Here is an 18,918-nt window from a genome sequence, read left to right as displayed (position 1 = left end):
CCGGAGCGGGGCAGCGGGAGCGGCCGGGAGAGCCGGGCCCCCGATCGCGCCCGGTGCTCTGTCGTACCCCACAATCGGAGGGGGCAGGACCGGGAGCGGAGGGGCGGGAGAGCCCACAGCCGCCCGCCCGGGGCTCAGCGGCGGCGGGAGGTGACCGACTTCTCCACGGCGAACAGCTCCTCCTCGACCTGGTCCAGCGCCAGCCGCAGGGCGCCGGTCGCCACCGCGGCCTCGCCGAGCAGGGACTGCGCCACCCGCGGCGGACGCAGGCAGTAGCGCTCCAGCTCCCGCCGCAGCGGGTCCAGGACCCCGTCCAGTCCGGCCGCCCAGCCGCCCACGACCACCAGCTCGGGGTCCATGGCCAGCACCAGCGCGGCCACGTCGTGCACGAGCCGCTGGATGAACCGCTCCACCGCGGCCACGGCCCGCTCGTCCCCCCGCCGGGCCATGGCGAACACCTCGGCCACCGCCTGCTCGTCCAACGGGTGTAGCGGCTCGCCCGTCGTCGAGAGCAGCTTCTCGGGCGTCGCCTCCCGCCCCAGCAGGTGCAGCGCACCGATCTCGCCGGCCGCCCCGCCGTACCCGCGGTGCAGCCGTCCGCCGATCAGCGAACCCGCCCCCGGGCTGAGGCCGGCCATCACGAACACCATGTCGTCGGTGTCCTGCGCCGCTCCCTTCCAGTGCTCGGCCAGCGCCGCCGCGTTCGCGTCGTTCTCCACCTGCACCGGGCAGCGGAACGACCTCCGCAGCCGCTCGCCGAGCGGCAGCCCCGTCCACTCCGGCAGGGCGGTGCCCAGGCGCACGGTGCCGTCCGCTTCGACGATCCCCGGACTGCCGACCCCGACCGCACGCAGCGAGTCCCGGGGCACGCCGGCCCGCCGCAGCAGGTCCGCCACCGCCGCACGCACCTTGTCGAGCCGCTCGTCCGCCGGCGCCGTCTCGGCGACGTCCTTCGTACCGGCTCCGATCACGCGGCCGTCCAGCCCGGACAGCAGGACCGCGATCCGGTGCGAGCCGATCTCGATGCCGAGCAGATGCCCCGCCTCGGCCCGGAACCGGAATCGGCGGGCAGGCCGCCCTTGGCGCCTGGCCCCCTCCTCGGCCTCCGCCTCGACGACGAGCCCGGTGCCCATCAGCTGCTCCACGACGCCCTCGACGGTCGGCCGGGAGAGCCCGGTCACCCGCGTGAGGTCGGTGAGCGTCGGCGACTGGGCGGCCCGCAGCGCGCGCAGGACCACGGCCGAATTGATCCGCCGGAGCAGAGAGGGATCCCCGCCGGTCAGCTGCCCCAACGTCTTTCCTCCCAGCCGGCGAGCCTGTCAGCCGGATCGTACTGCCCTCCCGCGGCAGCGGCGAGAAGCGCCCCCTGGCCGCACCTGCCGGAAAGCGACTCCGCCCCCTCAGGTCGGGGCGACGAATCCCGACTCGTACGCCGCGATCACCGCCTGCGTCCGGTCCCGCGCCCCCAGCTTCGCGAGCACCGCACTCACATGCGACTTCACCGTCTCGGCGCCGACGAACATCTCGGCCGCGATCTCCGCGTTCGTCATCCCGCGGGCCATTCGCCGCAGAACTTCCTCCTCCCGTTCCGTCAACGCCGCCCGCTCCAGCCGGGCCCGCGCCGAACTCGTGCCGTACTCCGCGGCGAGCGACCGCACCGCCGCAGGGAAGAGGAGCGTCTCCCCTTCCGCGACCAGCCGCACGGCGTGCACGATCTCGGACGGCCGGGCCCGCTTCAGCAGGAACCCGTCGGCCCCCGCCCGCAGTGCCCGGTACACGTACTCGTCGTTCTCGAAGGTCGTCACCACGAGGATCTTCGGCGGTTCGTCGATGCTCTTCAGCACCGCCTTGGTCGCCTCGATGCCGTCCAGCAGCGGCATCCGCACGTCCATCGCCACCACGTCCGGCCGGAGCTGCCGCACCAGCGGGATCACGGCTGCCCCGTCCGCGGCCTCGCCGACCACCTCGATGTCGGGCTGGGCGTCCAGCACAGCGCGCAGACCTGCGCGTACCAGCGGCTCGTCGTCGACGAGCAGAACCGTGACAGACATCCGCTCAGCCTATTCCCCTCAACGGCAGCCGGGCCCTGACCCTCCACCGCCCTGCATGCGGACCCGTGTCGGCCGTCCCGCCGAGCAGGGCCGCCCGCTGCCGTATGCCCCGCAGCCCACTCCCGCTCCCGCCGGGGCCCGGCCCGGCCGCCTCCGCATCCGCCGGCAGCGGATTGCTCACCTCCAACTCCACTCCTCTCTGCGTCACTTCCACCCGGACCCTCACCGGGACCGGTCCGCAATGCCGCAGCACGTTCGTGAGTGCCTCCTGCAGGATCCGGTACGCCTCCTGGGAAACGGGCCCCGGCAGCGACTCCAGCGGCCCGGCCAGCTCCGCGTCCACCACCGCGCCCGAGGCCTTCGTGGACTCCAGCAGCCGGCCGGCGTCCGCGAGGGTCGGACGCTGGGACGGCCGGGGTCCCGAATGCCGCAGCACCACCAGCACGCGCTCCAAGTCCTCCAGGGCCGCACGCCCCGTCTCCTCGATGGCATCCAACGCCCGCTCGGTGAAGGCAGGATCGCCCGCGGTGCGGGCCGCCCCGGCCTGAACCACCGCCACGGTCAGCGCGTGCCCGATCGTGTCGTGCAGCTCCCGCGCGATCCGCGTGCGCTCCAGCAACTGCTCGGTCCGCTCCTCCAGGACGGACAGCCGGTCCGCGGTCGACGGCCCCAGGAGCCGCACCGCCACGCCGGTGACCAGGTCGCCCATCAGGTGCACAACCGTGACCAGCGCCAGCGGAGGCAGCGGGACGAGCAGGGCAGCCAGCCAGCGCGGCGGCACCACCGGCAGCAGCTCCGCGTCCGAGAGGGAGAAGCCGAGGGCGACGGCGAGCAGTTCGACGGTGGCCATCGCGAGAACCACGGTTGCGAACATCGCTGCGGCCGCCAGCAGCATGCGCACCTCCAGCCACAGGACCGTCCGCCACCGGTCCCTCCACCGCTTCGACGGCGACGCTGCTATGGCGCCCTCGCCGGAGCTCCATTCGTCCGGTGTGAGCAGGAAGCGGGCCTGCAAACCCTCGGCCATCCGCACCCGCGGCAGCAGACCGAGCGGCGCGATCAGCAGGGCGGGCACCCACAGGTGCCGCGGGTCTATGAACCCCCACAGCGCCACCAGCAGCATGGGCACGCACAGGTGCAACCAGCGCGAGTAGGTGAGCGGTTGGAGAGGCGCCCTGATCAGTCGGTTCATGGCCCCATCGTGTCAGCGGGCGAGCACGCGGCTCCTCCCCCGCACGGGGGAGACGGTCCCCCCGCGCGGGGGAGGACCGAGGACGCCGGCCGCGGCGAGCCTTGAGGCATGAACACGATCCACATCCGGGCACTGACCAAGGAATACGGCGCGAAGACGGCCGTGGACAAGCTCACCTTCGATGTCCTTCCCGGCCGGGTGACGGGCTTCCTCGGCCCCAACGGCGCCGGGAAGTCGACCACCCTCCGGCTTCTGCTGGGCCTTGACCGGGCGACGTCCGGCACGGCCACCGTCGGCGGCCACCGGTACACCGACCTCGAACAGCCCCTCCTGCGCGTCGGTGCTCTCCTCGACGCCCACGCCGCGCACGGCTCGCGGACCGCCCGCAGCCACCTGCGCGCACTGGCAGCCGCCAACCGCATCCCGGCGCGACGGGTGGAAGAGGTGCTGGAGCAGACGGGCATAGCGGCCGCCGCCGGCCGGAGGATCAAGACGTACTCGCTGGGGATGCGGCAGCGGCTCGGCATAGCGGCCGCCCTCCTCGGCGACCCGGGCGTCATCCTGCTCGACGAGCCCGCCAACGGCCTCGACCCGGAGGGCATCATCTGGATCCGGGAGCTGATGCGCGGCCTCGCCGCAGAGGGCCGGACCGTGCTCGTCTCCAGCCACCTGATGTCGGAGACCGCAGCCTTCGCCGACCACCTCGTCATCCTGGGCCGGGGCAGGCTGCTCGCCGATACGCCGACTGCGGCGTTCATCGAGGAGCGCAGCACGCCGCGCGTCCGGCTGCGGACCTCGGAGCCAGGCCGCCTGCGGGCGGCGCTCGCCGAAGCCGGCCTGGAGCCGGTTGAGGGCGCGGGCCACTGGACCGTCGAAGGGGCCCGGGCGGAGCGGATCGGAGCACTCGCAGCCCGCGAGGGCGTACCCGTGCTCGAACTGGCCGACGAGCAGGTCTCGCTGGAGCAGGCCTATCTCGACCTCACCGCGGACCACGCCGAATTCACCTCCAACCCCTGACACCGCCCCCTGCACCTGAGGAGACCTGCCGTGTACGGAACCGCACTGCCCACCCGACCCGCCCTGCACGCGGAATGGATCAAGATACGGTCGCTCCGGGGCACCGTCGGGGCCCTGACCGCGATATTCGTCGCCACTGCCGGCATTCAGGCGCTGTCGGCCGCCGCAGGCACCGTCGAGGACGGCAGCCTGGGCGACGACCCCCTGCTCGCCGCCTTCTTCGGCATCAATTTCGGCCAGATCGCCGCCATGGCCTTCGGTGCGAGCGCCTTCGCCGCCGAGTTCCACGACGGCGGACTGCGCGTCTCCCTCGCCTCCGTGCCCAACCGCACCCGGTTCTACCTCTCCAAAGCGGCCGTGGTCGGGGCCTTGGCCCTTGCTGTCGGCCTGGCCGCGGGGCTTGCCTCCTTCGCGGCCGGGCAGGCGCTCGGCGGGGCGTCCGCGCTGGGATGGGGCACATCCGGCGCGGGCCGGGCCATCGTCGGCAGCGGCCTCTACCTGATGGTGATGGCGCTCTTCGCGGCCGGCCTCACGGCGGTCCTGCGCAGCGGCACCCTCGTACTGGGCCTGCTCATACCAGTGGTCCTCGTCGTCTCGTTCGTCATGGGCGGGCTCGTGGGCGGACCGGCGCAGTACCTGCCGGACCGCGCCGGGCAGATGGTGCTGCGGAGCGTGGAGCACGGGGCACTCGGTCCGTGGACCGGGCTTGGTGTGAGTGCGCTGTGGGCGCTCGCCGCGCTGGCCGGGGGCTGCCTGGCGGTCCGCCGCAGGGACGCCTGACCGGACATGACAGCACGCCAGTTGTCAGTGTCGGCTCGGATACTGACGGCATGACCACGGCAGAGCATCTCGACACCATCGACCGGCTCCGCTTCCAGGGGTTTCCCGAGACGGGTGTGCGGTCCGGGGCCGTGACCAGCGGGCCCGGCTACCACCTGGCCGAGCTCGGCCCGAGCCGCTGGTACGGCGACGAGGACGCAGCAGACCGCGCGGCGCACGAGGACCAACTGGCCGCGGAGTACGGGGCGCTGGTCCGGCTGCTGGAGGACCGCTGGGGCGCCTCCGACATGTTCAGCCTGGCCGGGCTGCGGCTGAAAGAGGGGGGCGGGGAAACCGCCGAGCCCTGGCGGGAGATAGGCAGCACCGCCGACCACCTGCACCTGTGGCGGGCCGGGGACCGGTGGGTCGCCGTGTACGCGGCCCACTGGGGGGCCGACCACTCGCCGCAGCTGATGGCGGCGGTCACGGTGGTCGACCCGCCCTAGCTTCCGCGAGGGGCAGAGGCCGGGGTGCTTCTCGGGTCCTCCGGGGTCCGCTCGGTGGCGTGCCTCGCCAGCTCGGCCCGGAGGTCGTCCGGGGAGAGTGCCCGCAGTTCACCGATGGACCGGTTCCATGAGTCGGCGGCCTGTTCCACCGCGGACCGGAAGCCTTGCTGCACCCGGCGCCCGGCCACCGCCAGGGCGATGGCGGCGACCGGCCGCAGCAACCGGCGCCCGCGCACGGTGAGGGTGACGTCCACCTGCCAGCGTCCGCCGTCCGCCCGCCGCGGCCGCAGGGACAGATGCGCCTTGCCCAGCGGGTGCTTGAGCCGTGCCGTCACCGGGGCACGCGCCGCGGGCGGGGTGCCGGAGGGGAGGCAGGCCGCCGCCCACCATGCGGCCAGGTCGAGCCGGGCCTTACCCGACCCGCGGCGCAGCGCCCCCGAACCCTCCGGGCCCCGCACCCGGCCTTCGGCCTCCAGCAGCCGCGGCCGGTCGGGGGTGCACAGTCGCAGAGCCATCCACGCCGTCACATCGTCCGAGACGAGGCGCTGCTCCAGGGCGATCGCGCTGTGGCGCCGCCACTCGCGAACGAGGACGGTCACCTGGTCCGCGGTACCGGCCTCCCACAGCTCGTACCGCGCGCCGGGCCGCAGATGCCGCCCCCTGACCAGTCGCATGTCCGGGACCGGCCGCCCGTCTGCCAGAACGACCTCCTGCCCGTCGGCCCGGGTGGAGGCGGCGAAGTCGAGGACCAGCCGGGTGAGCGCCTGGAGCCGGTGGGGTTCCAGAGCGAGGACGGAGACGGAGTGTCGGAGAACGGTCATGCGGCCCTCCCTCGGAGTCACACCATACGAGTCGCAACACCATACGAGTCGACGGGCCGCGGCGGGCGAGGGACAGAACAGCTAGCGCTGTGTTCCGTCGTCGGGCGCGGGGGATTCGGCGGCGGCGCGGAGACGGGCGAACTCCGCGGCCATGGTTTCCGCCGTCCAGTGGGCATTGAGTCCGCTCGGGTTGGGGAGGGCCCAGATGCGGGTGCGGCCGATGGTCCGCTCCTGCGGGCCGATGAGCGCCTTCCGCTCGTTGAAGGCGGTGCGGTAGGCGGTGACACCGACGACGGCCAGCCACTGCGGGCGCAGCCGCTCGACCTTGTCGGTCAGGATCCGGCCGCCCTCGACGAGCTCCTGTGCGGTCAGCTCGTCGGCGCGGGCCGTGGCCCGGGCGACGACGTTCGTGATGCCGAGCCGGTAGGCGAGCAGCTCCTGCTGTTCCGCCGGTGCCAGGCGGCGCGGGGTGAAGCCGGACAGGTGCAGGACCGACCAGAAGCGGTTGCCGGGGCGGGCGAAGTGGTGGCCCGTCGCGGCGGAGAGGAGGCCGGGGTTGATACCGCAGAACAGCACGCGCAGGCCGCCCGCGACCACGTCGGGGACGACGCGGTCGCGGGCGGCCTGGAGCTCCTCGGGGGTCAGAGGATCGACCCCGGGGCGTACCCGGCGGCCTCCGGGTACTGCTTCGCGATGTCCTCGACGCGGGCCACGATCGTCGCGACCTGGTCGCCGGCTGCTCCCGTGAAGGACAGCTTGTCGGCCATCAGGGCGTCGAGCTGGGCCCGGTCCAGCGGCATCCGGTCGTCGGCGGCCAGCTTGTCCAGCAGCTCGTTCCGCTCGGCGCCCTGCTCGCGCATGGCGAGCGCGGAGGCCACCGCGTGCTCCTTGATGACCTCGTGGGCGGCCTCGCGGCCGACGCCCGCCCGCACTGCGCCCATCAGGACCTTGGTCGTCGCGAGGAACGGCAGGTAACGGTCGAGCTCGCGGGCGACCACGGCGGGGAAGGCGCCGAACTCGTCGAGGACCGTCAGGAAGGTCTCCAGCAGGCCGTCGAAGGCGAAGAACGCGTCGGGGAGCGCGACGCGGCGGACCACGGAGCAGGACACGTCGCCCTCGTTCCACTGGTCGCCGGCGAGTTCGCCGGTCATCGAGGCGTAGCCCCGCAGGATGACCATCAGGCCGTTGACGCGCTCGCAGGAGCGGGTGTTCATCTTGTGTGGCATCGCGGAGGAGCCGACCTGGCCCGGCTTGAAGCCCTCGGTGACGAGCTCGTGGCCGGCCATGAGCCGGATCGTCTTCGCGATCGAGGACGGCGCCGCGGCCAGCTGGACGAGCGCGGTGACCACGTCGTAGTCGAGGGAACGGGGGTAGACCTGGCCGACCGAGGTGAAGGCCTGGGCGAAGCCGAGGTGGGCGGCGATCCGCTGCTCCAGGTCGGCGAGCTTCGCGGCGTCGCCGCCGAGGAGGTCGAGCATGTCCTGGGCGGTGCCGACGGGCCCCTTGATCCCGCGCAGCGGGTAGCGGCCGATCAGGTCCTCCAGGCGGTCGAACGCGACCAGCAGCTCGTCGGCCGCGGTGGCGAAGCGCTTGCCCAGGGTGGTCGCCTGCGCGGCGACGTTGTGGGAGCGGCCGGCCATGACCAGCTCGGCGTGCTCGCCGGCCAGTCGGCCCAGGCGGGCGAGGACGGCCACCGTGCGGTCGCGGGCCAGTTCGAGGGAGAGCCGGATCTGGAGCTGCTCGACGTTCTCGGTCAGGTCGCGGGAGGTCATGCCCTTGTGGACGTGCTCGTGGCCGGCGAGGGCGTTGAACTCCTCGATCCGGGCCTTCACGTCGTGCCGGGTGACCTTCTCGCGCTCGGCGATCGAAGCGAGGTCGACGTCCTCCAGGACGCGCTCGTAGTCGGCGAGGGCGGCGTCGGGGACGTCGATGCCGAGGTCCTTCTGGGCGCGCAGCACGGCGAGCCACAGCCGCCGCTCCAGCGTGACCTTGTACTCGGGGGACCACAGGACGGCGAGCTCCGGGGAAGCGTAGCGGCCGGCCAGGACATTGGGGATGCGGGGCTTGGCTGTCACGTAAAGGGATTCTACTTGGGGAGGTGCTGTGCGTTTGCGCAGGTAGGGACCCCGTCCCGGTTTGTGCCTTGCTACGAGGGCCGCTCGGCCGCGGCCGCCTCGTACGGGGCCAGCTCCGGGCGCTTCGCGGGCAGGCCGTCCCCGGAGGAGCGGCCCGTCAGGCGGCGGCCGATCCACGGCAGCAGGTGCCGCCGGGCGAACCCCAGGTCCTGCGAGCGGCGGGCCGCCCAGCCCGGCAGCACCGCGGGCGGCAGGCCCGCCTGCCAGTCCTCCTCGGCAGGCAGCCCCAGGGACTGCCACACCGCCTCGGCGACCCTGCGGTGCCCCTCCGAGGTCAGGTGCAGCCGGTCGGCGTCCCACATGCGGGGGTCGCCGAGGACCTCCGCGCCGTACAGGTCGACGACGACGGCGCCGTGCCGGGCGGCGATCTCCTCGACGATGCCGAAGAGCTGCTCCATCCGCGGGCGGAACCGCTCCATCACCGGGCCGTTCCGGCCGGGGGAGCGCATCAGCACCAGCGTCCGGCACGAGGGGGCGAGGAGGTCGGCGGCCTCTTCGAGGTGGCCGCGGACCCTGCCCATGTCGACCTTGGGCCGCAGGGCGTCGTTGAGCCCGCCGACGAGAGTCACCACGTCCGCCCGCATCGCCGCCGCGGCCGGGGCCTGCTCGGCGGCGATCTGGCCGATCAGCTTCCCGCGGACTGCGAGGTTGGCGTAGCGGAAGCCCGGCTCGCGCGCTGCGAGCCGGGCGGCCAGCAGGTCCGCCCAGCCCCGGTAGGAGCCGTCCGGCCGCAGGTCGGACATGCCCTCGGTGAAGGAGTCGCCGACCGCGACGAAGCTGGTGTAAGACGCATTGATCCCCATGGCGCTGCGAGCCTACCGTGCGGTAGCCCCGGGGTGCCGGGCACCCCGGGGCCAGGTCAGGCGGAGGCGGGGCGGCCGAACAGCTCGCGCAGGACGTCCTCCATCGTCACCAGGCCGGTCATCGTTCCGTCCGCGCCCAGGACGGCCGCCAGGTGTGTGCGGCTGCGCCGCATCGCGGTCAGCACGTCGTCCAGCGGGGTGTCCGCCCGGACCTGGGCGATGGCGCGCAGCGCCGCCGGCGGGAACGGCCGGTCCCGCTCCGGCCCGTCCGCGTCCAGCGCGTCCTTGACGTGCAGGTAGCCCAGGATCCGGGCCTGCGCGTCGACGACCGGGAAGCGGGAGTAGCCCGAGGAGGCCGACAGCCCCTCCAGGCCCGCCGGGGTGATCCCCAGCTTGGCGGCGACGACCCGGTCCGACGGCAGGACGACGTCCCTGACGGGCCGGCGGCCCAGCTCCAGGGCGTCATGCAGGCGCTCGCTCGCACGGTCGTCGATCAGGCCGGCCTCGCTGGAGTCCTTGACGATCTGCGCCAGCTCGTCGTCGGAGAACGTCGCCGACACCTCGTTCTTGGCGTCGACCCGCAGCAGGCGCAGCAGCAGGTTCGCGAAGGCGTTGATCGCGAAGATCACCGGGCGGAGCGCCCGGGTCAGCGCCACCAGCGGCGGCCCGAGGAGCAGGGCCGTCCGCACCGGCTCGGACAGCGCCACGTTCTTCGGGAGCATCTCGCCGAAGAGCATGTGCAGGTACGTCGCCAGGGTGAGCGCGATCACGAACGAGATCGCGTGGACCAGCCCGGAGGGCGCGCCGGCGAGCTCGAAGACCGGCTCCAGCAGGTGCGCGATGGCGGGCTCGGCGACCGCGCCGAGCACCAGCGTGCACAGCGTGATGCCCAGCTGGGCCGCGGCCATCAGCGCCGACACGTGCTCCAGGCCCCACAGGACGGCCCGGGCCCGCCGGTCCCCCTGCTCGGCGTGCGGCTCGATCTGGCTGCGCCGGACCGAGATGAGGGCGAACTCGGCGCCGACGAAGAAGGCGTTCACGACGAGGGTCGCGAGGCCGATGAGGAGTTGCAGCAGGGTCATCGTGCGGTCTCCCCGCCCTCGTCGGCCGCGGCGTCGCGGGAGCCGTCCGGTGCGTGCAGCAGGACCCGCGCGGCCCTGCGCCCGCTCGCGTCGACCACGTCGAGCCGCCAGCCGTGCAGGTCCAGGCTGTCGCCGACGGCCGGGATCCGGCCGAGGCCGGTCGCCATCAGCCCGGCCAGCGTCTCGTACGGGCCGTCCGGTACGCGCAGCCCGATCCGCCGCAGCTGGTCGGTGCGGGCGGAGCCGTCCGCCGAGTACAGCTCGCGCCCGGCGCCGTCCCGCCCGGCCGGGGCCAGGTCCGGGGTCTCGTGCGGGTCGTGCTCGTCGCGGACCTCGCCGACGACCTCCTCGACGATGTCCTCCAGGGTGGCCACCCCGGCCGTGCCGCCGTACTCGTCGATGACGACGGCCATCGTCTGCTTCCCGGACAGCCGGTCCAGCAGCCGGTCCACGGTCAGGGACTCCGGTACGAACAGGGGGGCGCGCAGCAGCTGCGAGACGGGGCGGCGGTGGCGCTCCTCGGACGGGAGGGCGAGGACGTCCTTGATGTGGACGGTGCCCACGACGGAGTCGAGGCTGCCGCGGTAGACCGGGAAGCGCGACAGCCCGGTCGCCAGCGTCGCGTTGGCGACGTCCTCGGCGGTGGTCTGCAGCTCCAGGGCGGTGACCTGTACACGCGGGGTCATCACGTTCTCCGCGGTCAGGTCGGCCAGGTTGAGGGTCCGCACGAACAGCTCGGCGGTGTCCCGCTCCAGCGCGCCCTCCTTCGCCGAGTGCCGGGCCAGCGCCACCAGCTCCTGCGGGCTGCGGGCGGAGGCCAGCTCCTCGGCCGGCTCCATGCCGAGCCGGTGCACCATGTGGTTCGCGGTGGTGTTCAGGTGGCTGATGAACGGCCGGAAGATCCGGCTGAAGACCCGCTGCATCGTCGCCACGCGCTTGGCCACGGCCAGCGGTGAGGAGATCGCCCAGTTCTTCGGCACCAGCTCGCCCACCACCATCAGCACGACGGTCGAGACGGCCGTGCCGAGGACGAGGGCGGTGGAGGAGGCGGCGCCGGGCGGCAGGCCCATCGCCTCGAAGGGGCCCCGGAGCAGGGCGGCGATGGACGGCTCGGAGAGCATGCCGATGATCAGGCCGGTCACCGTGATGCCGAGCTGCGCTCCGGAGAGCTGGAACGTCAGGCTGCGTACGGCGGACAGCGCGCTGTCGGCGCCGCGCTCGCCGCGCTCGACGGCGCGTTCGAGTTCGCTGCGCTCGACCGTGGTCAGGGAGAACTCGGCCGCCACGAACACCCCGCAGGCAAGGCAGAGCAACAGCGCCACGACGAGCAGGAGCACTTCGGTCATCGGTCCGTCACCTCCGTTCCATGATCGGACAGGCGGAGGGGCAGCGCGCGACGTCGGCTACCGGGGGGCTCGCCCATGGGCGGACGCTCACACCTTTCGTCGGGAGTGCCGGTCGGAACCGCCGGGCGGCGGTTCGTCCGAGGCGGCCGCCGGGGCGGACGGCCCGGGCCGCGGCTCTGCCAACCATGGTAAAGGGCCGGCAAAATGGCGTGCTGCCCGTGTACGGGAGCCCGCGCGCGGGGCGGTTCCGGCGCGGGCGGCGGCGGGCAGCCCCGTCTCAGGCCGTCGGCATCCCCGCCTCAGGCAGCCGGCGCCGCGCCCGCGGCGGTCGCCGGGGCGGGCGCCCAGGCGGCCTGGAAGTCCTCCGCGGACCAGGTGCCCGACAGCGCCGGCGCGAGCCAGCCCGGCGCCGCCGCCCGGAACTCCGCCGGAGCCAGTGCCCCGGAGCCCTCGGGGACCGCGCCGAGCAGCGGCAGCCCGGAGGAGGACGGGAGGTCGGCCAGGTTGCAGCGGCAGGCCAGGTCGGGGGCGGCGGGCCAGCTGCCCACCACGACACCGAGCGCGGACAGCCCGCGGGCCCGCAGCGCCTCCGCGGTCAGCGTCGTCGCGTTCAGCGTGCCGAGCGCCGCGGGCGCGACGACCAGCACCGGAGCCCCGAGGAGCGCCGCCGCGTCGGCCAGGGTGCGCCCCGCCGGGTCGAAGCGGACCAGCAGCCCTCCCGCACCCTCCACCAGCACCAGGTCGTGCGAGGCGGCGAGCTTGCCCGCGGCCTCCGCGACCTCCTCGGGCGTCACGGCCGCCATCCCGGCCCGCCGGGCCGCAGTGTCCGGAGCGAGCGGCTCCGGGTACCGGGCCAGTTCGACGGCCGTCACGTGCGGGCCGGCCAGCCGGGCCGCCTCGGCGGCGTCCCCCGGAGCCCCCGGCTCCAGGCCGGTCTGGGCGGGCTTCAGGACGGCGACGGAACGGCCCTCGGCGGCGGCCGCGGCGGCGACCGCCGCCGTCACCACCGTCTTGCCGATCTCCGTACCCGTCCCGGACACCACGATCACGCCCATCTCAGCCCTCCCCGGCCGCAGCGCACACGGCGCGGCAGATCCGCGCCAGGTCCTCGTCGCCCGTCACGAAAGGCGGCATCGTGTACACGAGGTCGCGGAACGGCCGCAGCCAGACGCCCTCGCGCACCGCCGCCGCCGTCGCGGCCGCCATGTCCACCTCGTGGTCCAGCCGGACCACGCCGATCGCGCCCAGGACCCGTACGTCGAGGACGCCGGGCACTGCCCGGGCCGGGGCCAGCCCCTCCAGGAGCCCGGCCTCGATCCGCTTGACCTCGCGCTGCCAGTCCTGGCCGAGCAGCAGCTCGATCGAGGCCAGCGCCACCGAGGCGGCCAGCGGGTTGCCCATGAACGTCGGCCCGTGGGCCAGGACCGGCACCTCGCCCCGGGAGATCCCGGCGGCCACCCGCTCCGTGCACAGGGTGGCCGCGAGCGTGAGGTAGCCGCCGGTCAGCGCCTTGCCCAGGCACATCACGTCGGGGGTGACGCCCGCATAATCCGCGGCGAACAGGGCGCCGGTGCGCCCGAAGCCCGTCGCGATCTCGTCCAGGACGAGCAGGACGTCGTACTCGTCGCACAGCTCGCGCAGGACGCGCAGGTAGCCGGGGCTGTGGAAGCGCATGCCGCCCGCGCCCTGGACCACCGGCTCGACGATGACGGCGGCCAGCTCGTCGGCGTGCGCCGCGACCAGCGCACGCAGGTGCGCCGCGTACGCGGGGTCGACGGGGGCGTCGAACCCGGCCGGCGGGACGTCCGCGAAGACCTGCTGCGGCAGCACGCCGGACCACAGCCCGTGCATGCCGCCCTCGGGGTCGCAGACGCCCATCGGCGTCCACGTGTCGCCGTGGTAGCCGCCGCGCCAGGTCATCAGCCTGGTCTTGCCGCGGCGGCCCAGCGACCGCCAGTACTGGAGGCACATCTTGGCCGCGACCTCGACCGAGACGGAGCCCGAGTCGGCGAGGAAGACGTGTTCCAGGCCCTCCGGGGTGATCTCGACGAGCTTCGCGGCCAGCCGGACGGCCGGCTCGTGGGTGAGCCCGCCGAACATCACGTGCGCCATGCGGCCGAGCTGGTCGGCCGCCGCCTCGTTCAGCACCGGGTGGTTGTAGCCGTGGATGGCCGACCACCAGGAGGACATGCCGTCGACCAGCTCGTCGCGGCCGTGCGCCGGCTGCGCGAGGCGCAGCCGGACGCCCGAGGCGGAGGAGACGACGAGCGGCTCCTGGCGCCCCGGCATAGGCCCGTACGGGTGCCAGACGTGCTGCCGGTCCAGCGCGAGCAGCTCGCCGGCCGTCAGCGGGGGGTGCCGGTCAGGCATTGGGCGCGAGGTCCGTCCCGGCGCCTCGGCGGCGCACCGCGACCAGGTCCGGGCGCACCGCGCCGGGCTCCGCCTGCGCGGGCTCGGCGGCGGCCTCGGCCGCCTCGGCGGTGTGCGCGTGGCCCGAGCAGCCGCCGCAGGCCGAGCCGCAGCCGGCCTCGGCCGGCGCGGAACCGCACGGCCCGCGGCCGGCCGCCGTGGCATCTGCGGCGGCAGCGGCCGCGGCCGCGGCGGCGTCCGCGCGGTGCGCGGGCAGGCTCGACGTGCCGGCGCCCTCCACCGTGAACCCGGCGTCCGCGATCATGTCGAGGTCGGCCTGGCCGGCCTGGCCCTCGCTGGTGAGGTAGTCGCCGAGGAAGATCGAGTTCACCAGGTGCAGCGCCAGCGGCTGCATGGTGCGCAGGTGGACCTCGCGCCCGCCCGCCAGGCGGACCTCGACGTCCGGGCAGACGAACCTGACCATCGCGAGGATCCGCAGGCAGCGCTGCGGGGTGAGGTTCCACTCCTTGGCCAGCGGGGTGCCCTCGAAGGGGATCAGGAAGTTCACCGGAACCGAGTCCGGGTCGAGCCCGCGCAGCGAGAAGACGACGTCGACGAGGTCCTCGTCGCTCTCGCCCATGCCCGCGATGAGGCCGGAGCAGGCGGACAGGCCGGCGGCGTGCGCCTTCTGCACGGTGTCGACGCGGTCCGCGTACGTGTGCGTCTTCGTGATCTGCCCGTACGTCGCCTCGGACGTGTTGAGGTTGTGGTTGTAGGCGTCGGCCCCGGCGTCCTTCAGCCGCTCGGCCTGGCCGTCGGAGAGCAGGCCCAGGCAGGCGCAGACCTCGACGCCCTCGTTCTGGTCCTTGATCGCCTCGATGGTCTTGCCGACGCGCTCCACGTCCCGGTCCGTCGGGCCGCGGCCGCTCGCCACCAGGCACACGCGCTTGGCGCCGCCCGCGATGCCGGCCGCCGCGGCCGCCGAGGCCTCGTCCGGCTTCAGCCACGTGTACTTGAGGATCTCCGCCTTGGACCCGAGGCGCTGCGAGCAGTAGGAGCAGTCCTCGGGGCAGAGCCCGGACTTCAGGTTGACGAGGTAGTTCAGCTTGACCCGGCGCCCGAACCACTGGCGGCGCACCTTGCCGGCCGCGGCCACCACGTCGAGCAGTTCGTCGTCGGAGGTCGCCAGCACGGCGAGCGCCTCTTCGCGGGTCGGCAGCTCACGCCGCAGCCCCTTGTCCACCAGGGTGTTCAGCAGGTCCATGACGCCGATCCTGGACCACGCGAGCACTCCCGGCCAAGGAGAGATCGCACAACATGGCCGGAACGGAGTGTGTGTATCGCCACACCTGGCACTCGAGTCGCGGCCGCTAGGGTCGGGCATCGTCTGTGGACAGCCGACAAACCGCGAGGACCCGAATGCCCCAGCACAGCCGCGAGGCCGATGCGCCCGCCGACGTGTTCGCCTGGATCGACGAGGCCGAGCGGGCCCGTGAGCAGGCCGGACTCGTGCGGACCCTGCGGCCCCGCAGCGCCGCCTCGCCCCTGCTGGACCTCGCGAGCAACGACTACCTCGGCCTGTCCCGGCACCCGGAGACCGTCCGCGGCGCGTGCGCGGCGGCCGAGGAGTGGGGGGCGGGCGCCACTGGAGCGCGCCTGGTGACCGGTACGACCGCGCTTCATGCCGAGCTCGAGCAGGAGCTCGCCGACTTCTGCGGTTTCGAGGCCGCGCTGGTGCTGTCATCGGGGTACGCGGCCAACCTGGCGGCCGTCACCGCGCTCGGCGGCCGGGGCGCGCTCGTCGCCTCCGACTCCGGCAACCACGCCTCGATCGTCGACGGCTGCCGGCTCTCCCGCGCCGAGACCGCGGTGGTCCCGCACGCCGATCCGGAGGCCGCCCGCAAGACGCTCGCCGCGCACACCGGCCGCGCCCTGCTGGTCACCGACTCCGTGTTCTCCGTCGACGGGGACGCCGCCCCGCTCGCCGGCTACGCCGAGGCCTGCCGGGCCCGGGGCGCCGCGCTGGTCGTGGACGACGCGCACGGCCTCGGCGTCCTCGGCGAGGGCGGCCGGGGCGCCCTGCACGCGGCCGGGCTGGCGGGGGCGCCGGGGGTGGTCGCGACGCTGACCCTGTCGAAGTCCCTGGGCAGCCAGGGCGGGGCCGTCCTCGGCCCCGCCAAGGTGATCCGCCACCTGGTCAACACGGCCCGCACCTTCATCTTCGACACCGGGCTCGCGCCGGCCGCCGCGGGCGGGGCGCTGGCGGCGCTGCGGTTGCTGCGCCGCGAGCCGGAACGGGCCGCGCGGGCCCGCGAGGTGGCCGCGCTGCTGCACGGGCGGCTCACCGCGGCCGGCCTCGCCTCGGCCCGGCCCGACGCCGCCGTGGTGTCCGTACGGGCCCCCTCGGCGGCGGCGGCCCTCCGGTGGGCCGCGGACTGCCGGGAGGCCGGGCTGTCCGTGGGGTGCTTCCGGCCGCCGTCGGTGCCGGACGGCGTCTCGCGGCTGCGGCTGACCGCCCGCGCCGATCTCACGGGGGAGGAGATCGGGCGGGCGGTCGCGGTGATCCTGCGGACCGCCCCCGCCGGGGCGGCGGACCTGCCGTAGCGGCGGGCCCGCCGGCGCCCGGCGGGCCGGTTCCGGTCAGGCGGGTCCGTACGCCCGTACGCAGGCGAGGAAGCCGTTCCAGGCGGGCCCGGTGAAGAGCACCGCCGGGCCGTCCGTCCGTTTGGAGTCGCGGACGGCCAGGAGGCCGCCGGAGAGCACGGCCGTTTCCACACAGTTGTTCATTCCGGTACTGCGGCTGCTCCGCCGCCACATCGCGCTGATCAGAAGTCCGCCTGTGGAGAGGGGGGTTGCGGACACGGGTGCCTCCTTACGCGCCGTCAGCCAGTGAGCTGATGAGATCCGACGAGTCTTCGGGCGGGAGGGCGTGCGCCTGGATGGTGCGGAACGCGGCGCTGTACGCCTCGAGGTCTTCCTTCCGCTCCAGATAGAGGCTACTCGTCAAATGGTCGAGGACCACCACATCCAGATCGGCGATGTTCGGAAATGAGAAAATTACGAACGGTCCGGTCAGGCCGAGATGACCCCCCACACTGAACGGCAGTACCTGCAGCCGCACTTGGGGCAGCCTCGCCACCGCCACCAGGTGCCTCAGCTGCGCCTCCATCACCCCCGGCCCCCCGATCTGCCGCCGCAGCACGGCCTCGTCGAGCACCGCGCTCAGCTCCAGCGGCGGGTCGGCCCGCAGCACCGCCTGCCTGGCCAGCCGTACGTCGACCAGCGCGTCCACCTTCGGCTCCGGCAGCCCGCCCAGCGCGGCCCGCGTCACCGCACGCGCGTATTCCGGGGTCTGGAGCAGCCCGGGCACCACCGACAGCTCGACCGTCCGGGCCGAGCGGGCGCCGGCCTCCAGGCTGATGAAGTCCCGGTACTCCTGCGGCAGGAGGCCCCGGTAGTCGTGCCACCACTGCCGCTCCCGCCCGGTGCCGCCGCCCGGCCCCGGGCCGGCTGCCGAGACCGACAGCGCCTCCAGCAGGGCCCGCTGCTCGGGGCTGACGACGGCCCCGTACGCGTCGAGCAGCAGCCGGATGTCCTCCGGTTTCACGCCACTGCGGCCCGTCTCGATGCGGCTGATTTTCGACTGGTGCCACCCCACGATCCGGGCGGCCTCGCCGCTGGTCAGTCCCGTGCGGTCGCGCAGCGCGCGCAGTTCCTCTCCGAGTTTGCGCCGACGCACCGCGGGGCCATGCTGCATACCCGCCTCCTTCCACCGGCACAGCTCGCGCCAGTCTGCCGTCCAAATACGCTCTTCCGTAGCAGAGTTCACCGCATCGGGCGACAGATATATGCGGATCCCGGGTGAACGGCGGCAGCGGCGGGACGATGGGTGGCACTCTGGCGTCCAGCACAGATCCGGGGCGGTCACGCCCCGGTGGGAAAGGGACCGTCGCCATGGCAGACCACCAGGAAGCATCCGTCACTCTGCCGAGCGAACCCGCCTCGGTCGCCGCCGCCCGCCGCCACGTCGCCCAGGTGCTCGCCGACTGGGGACTGCCCGACGGCGCCGACACCGCCGACAGCGTCCGGCTGATCGTGTCCGAACTCGCCACCAACGCCGTGCAGCACACCTTCGGGCAGTCGCCCGTCTTCACGGTCGACATCCGCCTGGAGCGCGAGGAGTGGCTCCGCATCGGAGTCACCGACAGCCACCCCCGGTGGCCCCGGCGGCTCCCCGCCGCCGTCCAGCAGGACAACGGGCGCGGCATGGTCATCATCCGCTGGCTCACCGCGGAGGCCGGCGGCCGGCTCTCCGTCAGCCCCACCGAGGACGGCGGCAAGACGGTCTGGATCGCCCTGCCCTGGCCCGTCGGGGCCCACACCCCGGCCGGCCGCGGCAGCTGCTGAGCGGCCCGGCGCACGAACCGGGCACCCGCCCGAAACATGCGTTAACGCAGCGGTAAAACGCGCGCCCTAGCGTGGACCGCCCTCCGGCCGCGCTCCTCCGCGCCGCCCGCCCCGTCCCGGAAACCTGGTGATGACGCATGCACCTGACCCCCCACGAGCAGGAGAGGCTGCTCATCCACGTGGCCGCCGACGTGGCCGCGCGGCGCAGGGCGCGCGGCGTGCTCCTCAACCACCCCGAGGCGGTCGCGCTGATCACCGCGCACGTCCTCGAAGGGGCCCGCGACGGGCGGACCGTGGCCGAGCTGATGGCCTCCGGCCGGACCGTCCTCGGCCGCGCCGACGTCATGGCAGGCATCCCCGAGATGATCCCCGACGTCCAGGTCGAGGCGACCTTCCCGGACGGCACCAAGCTCGTCACCGTCCACGATCCGATCGTCTGAGAGGAGCCGC

General features: G+C 74.0%; 20 protein-coding genes. 6 read left to right on the top strand and 14 right to left on the bottom strand.

Annotation, left to right across the window (positions count from 1 at the left end; genetic code table 11):
* Positions 1-134: 134 nt before the first annotated feature.
* The 3 genes from C0216_RS19780 to C0216_RS19770 all read right to left on the bottom strand — a co-directional run bounded on the left by C0216_RS19780 (position 135) and on the right by C0216_RS19770 (position 3,243).
* Positions 135-1,292 (bottom strand): ROK family transcriptional regulator, encoded by a 1,158-nt coding sequence (locus tag C0216_RS19780; protein WP_114056572.1) that lies wholly within the window; start codon positions 1,290-1,292, stop codon positions 135-137.
* A gap of 108 nt (positions 1,293-1,400) precedes the next feature.
* Positions 1,401-2,051: a response regulator transcription factor gene (locus C0216_RS19775; protein WP_114056571.1), complete on the bottom strand. Its 651-nt coding sequence runs from the start codon at positions 2,049-2,051 to the stop codon at positions 1,401-1,403.
* 4 nt (positions 2,052-2,055) lie between these two features.
* Positions 2,056-3,243, bottom strand: coding sequence for a sensor histidine kinase (locus tag C0216_RS19770; RefSeq protein ID WP_114056570.1), 1,188 nt, complete (start codon positions 3,241-3,243; stop codon positions 2,056-2,058).
* Positions 3,244-3,351: 108 nt separating this feature from the next.
* On the opposite strand from C0216_RS19770, the gene C0216_RS19765 reads away from it, so the two are divergent.
* Genes C0216_RS19765 through C0216_RS19755 form a run of 3 tightly spaced genes read left to right on the top strand, consistent with a single transcriptional unit; the run spans position 3,352 to position 5,525 of the window.
* Positions 3,352-4,260: an ATP-binding cassette domain-containing protein gene (locus C0216_RS19765; RefSeq protein ID WP_114056569.1), complete on the top strand. Its 909-nt coding sequence runs from the start codon at positions 3,352-3,354 to the stop codon at positions 4,258-4,260.
* Positions 4,261-4,290: 30 nt separating this feature from the next.
* Entirely contained in the window at positions 4,291-5,040 is a 750-nt protein-coding gene (locus tag C0216_RS19760) for an ABC transporter permease subunit (protein WP_246042628.1), read from the top strand.
* Between the two features lie 50 nt (positions 5,041-5,090).
* Positions 5,091-5,525: a hypothetical protein gene (locus tag C0216_RS19755; RefSeq protein WP_114056568.1), complete on the top strand. Its 435-nt coding sequence runs from the start codon at positions 5,091-5,093 to the stop codon at positions 5,523-5,525.
* Here C0216_RS19755 and C0216_RS33570 read toward each other — a convergent pair.
* The 9 genes from C0216_RS33570 to bioB form a co-directional block, all read right to left on the bottom strand.
* On the bottom strand, positions 5,522-6,346 hold the full coding sequence (locus C0216_RS33570; protein WP_162793269.1) for a hypothetical protein: 825 nt from the start codon (positions 6,344-6,346) through the stop codon (positions 5,522-5,524). The two genes, C0216_RS19755 and C0216_RS33570, sit on opposite strands and share 4 nt — an antisense overlap.
* A gap of 81 nt (positions 6,347-6,427) precedes the next feature.
* Positions 6,428-6,991, bottom strand: coding sequence for a G/U mismatch-specific DNA glycosylase (gene mug / locus C0216_RS19745; protein WP_114058793.1), 564 nt, complete (start codon positions 6,989-6,991; stop codon positions 6,428-6,430).
* Positions 6,988-8,421 carry an adenylosuccinate lyase gene (purB, locus tag C0216_RS19740; protein ID WP_114056566.1) on the bottom strand — a complete coding sequence of 478 codons (1,434 nt, stop codon included), beginning with the start codon at positions 8,419-8,421 and terminating at the stop codon, positions 6,988-6,990. Before purB ends, mug begins: the two co-directional genes overlap by 4 nt.
* Before the next feature lie 71 nt (positions 8,422-8,492).
* Positions 8,493-9,284 (bottom strand): SGNH/GDSL hydrolase family protein, encoded by a 792-nt coding sequence (locus C0216_RS19735; protein WP_114056565.1) that lies wholly within the window; start codon positions 9,282-9,284, stop codon positions 8,493-8,495.
* A gap of 56 nt (positions 9,285-9,340) precedes the next feature.
* Complete coding sequence (locus C0216_RS19730) at positions 9,341-10,366, bottom strand: hemolysin family protein (RefSeq protein WP_114056564.1); 1,026 nt, start codon at positions 10,364-10,366, stop codon at positions 9,341-9,343.
* On the bottom strand, positions 10,363-11,712 hold the full coding sequence (locus C0216_RS19725) for a hemolysin family protein (RefSeq protein ID WP_114056563.1): 1,350 nt from the start codon (positions 11,710-11,712) through the stop codon (positions 10,363-10,365). Before C0216_RS19725 ends, C0216_RS19730 begins: the two co-directional genes overlap by 4 nt.
* A gap of 299 nt (positions 11,713-12,011) precedes the next feature.
* Positions 12,012-12,767: a dethiobiotin synthase gene (bioD, locus tag C0216_RS19720; RefSeq protein WP_114056562.1), complete on the bottom strand. Its 756-nt coding sequence runs from the start codon at positions 12,765-12,767 to the stop codon at positions 12,012-12,014.
* 1 nt (position 12,768) lies between these two features.
* On the bottom strand, positions 12,769-14,082 hold the full coding sequence (locus tag C0216_RS19715) for an adenosylmethionine--8-amino-7-oxononanoate transaminase (protein WP_114056561.1): 1,314 nt from the start codon (positions 14,080-14,082) through the stop codon (positions 12,769-12,771).
* Entirely contained in the window at positions 14,075-15,325 is a 1,251-nt protein-coding gene (bioB, locus tag C0216_RS19710) for a biotin synthase BioB (RefSeq protein ID WP_114056560.1), read from the bottom strand. The genes C0216_RS19715 and bioB overlap by 8 nt, the downstream gene beginning before the upstream one ends.
* A 155-nt stretch (positions 15,326-15,480) precedes the next feature.
* Here bioB and C0216_RS19705 point away from each other — a divergent pair, with 155 nt between their 5' ends.
* Complete coding sequence (locus C0216_RS19705) at positions 15,481-16,665, top strand: 8-amino-7-oxononanoate synthase (protein ID WP_114056559.1); 1,185 nt, start codon at positions 15,481-15,483, stop codon at positions 16,663-16,665.
* 36 nt (positions 16,666-16,701) lie between these two features.
* Here C0216_RS19705 and C0216_RS19700 read toward each other — a convergent pair whose 3' ends face one another.
* Positions 16,702-16,923, bottom strand: coding sequence for a DUF397 domain-containing protein (locus tag C0216_RS19700; protein WP_428985443.1), 222 nt, complete (start codon positions 16,921-16,923; stop codon positions 16,702-16,704).
* 10 nt (positions 16,924-16,933) lie between these two features.
* The gene (locus C0216_RS19695; protein ID WP_114056558.1) at positions 16,934-17,818 is read right to left on the bottom strand and encodes a helix-turn-helix domain-containing protein; all 885 of its coding nucleotides are present in this window, start codon (positions 17,816-17,818) and stop codon (positions 16,934-16,936) included.
* Positions 17,819-18,015: 197 nt separating this feature from the next.
* On the opposite strand from C0216_RS19695, the gene C0216_RS19690 reads away from it, so the two are divergent.
* Both C0216_RS19690 and C0216_RS19685 read left to right on the top strand, forming a co-directional pair.
* Complete coding sequence (locus tag C0216_RS19690; RefSeq protein ID WP_114056557.1) at positions 18,016-18,468, top strand: ATP-binding protein; 453 nt, start codon at positions 18,016-18,018, stop codon at positions 18,466-18,468.
* Between the two features lie 137 nt (positions 18,469-18,605).
* Positions 18,606-18,908 carry an urease subunit gamma gene (locus C0216_RS19685; RefSeq protein ID WP_114056556.1) on the top strand — a complete coding sequence of 101 codons (303 nt, stop codon included), beginning with the start codon at positions 18,606-18,608 and terminating at the stop codon, positions 18,906-18,908.
* Positions 18,909-18,918: the final 10 nt, after the last annotated feature.

Source organism: Streptomyces globosus, assembly GCF_003325375.1.
GTDB classification, from domain to species: domain Bacteria; phylum Actinomycetota; class Actinomycetes; order Streptomycetales; family Streptomycetaceae; genus Streptomyces; species Streptomyces globosus_A.
Note: the sequence above shows the minus strand (reverse complement) of the source record. Positions and strands in the feature narration are given on the sequence as shown.

Excerpts from the sequence above, each read along its gene's own strand:
- C0216_RS19775 (WP_114056571.1), bottom strand. The coding sequence starts at position 2,051 with ATGTCTGTCACGGTTCTGCTCGTCGACGACGAGCCGCTGGTACGCGCA.
- C0216_RS19770 (WP_114056570.1), bottom strand. The coding sequence starts at position 3,243 with ATGAACCGACTGATCAGGGCGCCTCTCCAACCGCTCACCTACTCGCGC.
- C0216_RS19765 (WP_114056569.1), top strand. The coding sequence starts at position 3,352 with ATGAACACGATCCACATCCGGGCACTGACCAAGGAATACGGCGCGAAG.
- C0216_RS19755 (WP_114056568.1), top strand. The coding sequence starts at position 5,091 with ATGACCACGGCAGAGCATCTCGACACCATCGACCGGCTCCGCTTCCAG.
- C0216_RS33570 (WP_162793269.1), bottom strand. The coding sequence starts at position 6,346 with ATGACCGTTCTCCGACACTCCGTCTCCGTCCTCGCTCTGGAACCCCAC.
- C0216_RS19735 (WP_114056565.1), bottom strand. The coding sequence starts at position 9,284 with ATGGGGATCAATGCGTCTTACACCAGCTTCGTCGCGGTCGGCGACTCC.
- C0216_RS19730 (WP_114056564.1), bottom strand. The coding sequence starts at position 10,366 with ATGACCCTGCTGCAACTCCTCATCGGCCTCGCGACCCTCGTCGTGAAC.
- C0216_RS19725 (WP_114056563.1), bottom strand. The coding sequence starts at position 11,712 with ATGACCGAAGTGCTCCTGCTCGTCGTGGCGCTGTTGCTCTGCCTTGCC.
- bioD (WP_114056562.1), bottom strand. The coding sequence starts at position 12,767 with ATGGGCGTGATCGTGGTGTCCGGGACGGGTACGGAGATCGGCAAGACG.
- C0216_RS19715 (WP_114056561.1), bottom strand. The coding sequence starts at position 14,082 with ATGCCTGACCGGCACCCCCCGCTGACGGCCGGCGAGCTGCTCGCGCTG.
- bioB (WP_114056560.1), bottom strand. The coding sequence starts at position 15,325 with ATGGACCTGCTGAACACCCTGGTGGACAAGGGGCTGCGGCGTGAGCTG.
- C0216_RS19705 (WP_114056559.1), top strand. The coding sequence starts at position 15,481 with ATGCCCCAGCACAGCCGCGAGGCCGATGCGCCCGCCGACGTGTTCGCC.
- C0216_RS19695 (WP_114056558.1), bottom strand. The coding sequence starts at position 17,818 with ATGCAGCATGGCCCCGCGGTGCGTCGGCGCAAACTCGGAGAGGAACTG.
- C0216_RS19690 (WP_114056557.1), top strand. The coding sequence starts at position 18,016 with ATGGCAGACCACCAGGAAGCATCCGTCACTCTGCCGAGCGAACCCGCC.
- C0216_RS19685 (WP_114056556.1), top strand. The coding sequence starts at position 18,606 with ATGCACCTGACCCCCCACGAGCAGGAGAGGCTGCTCATCCACGTGGCC.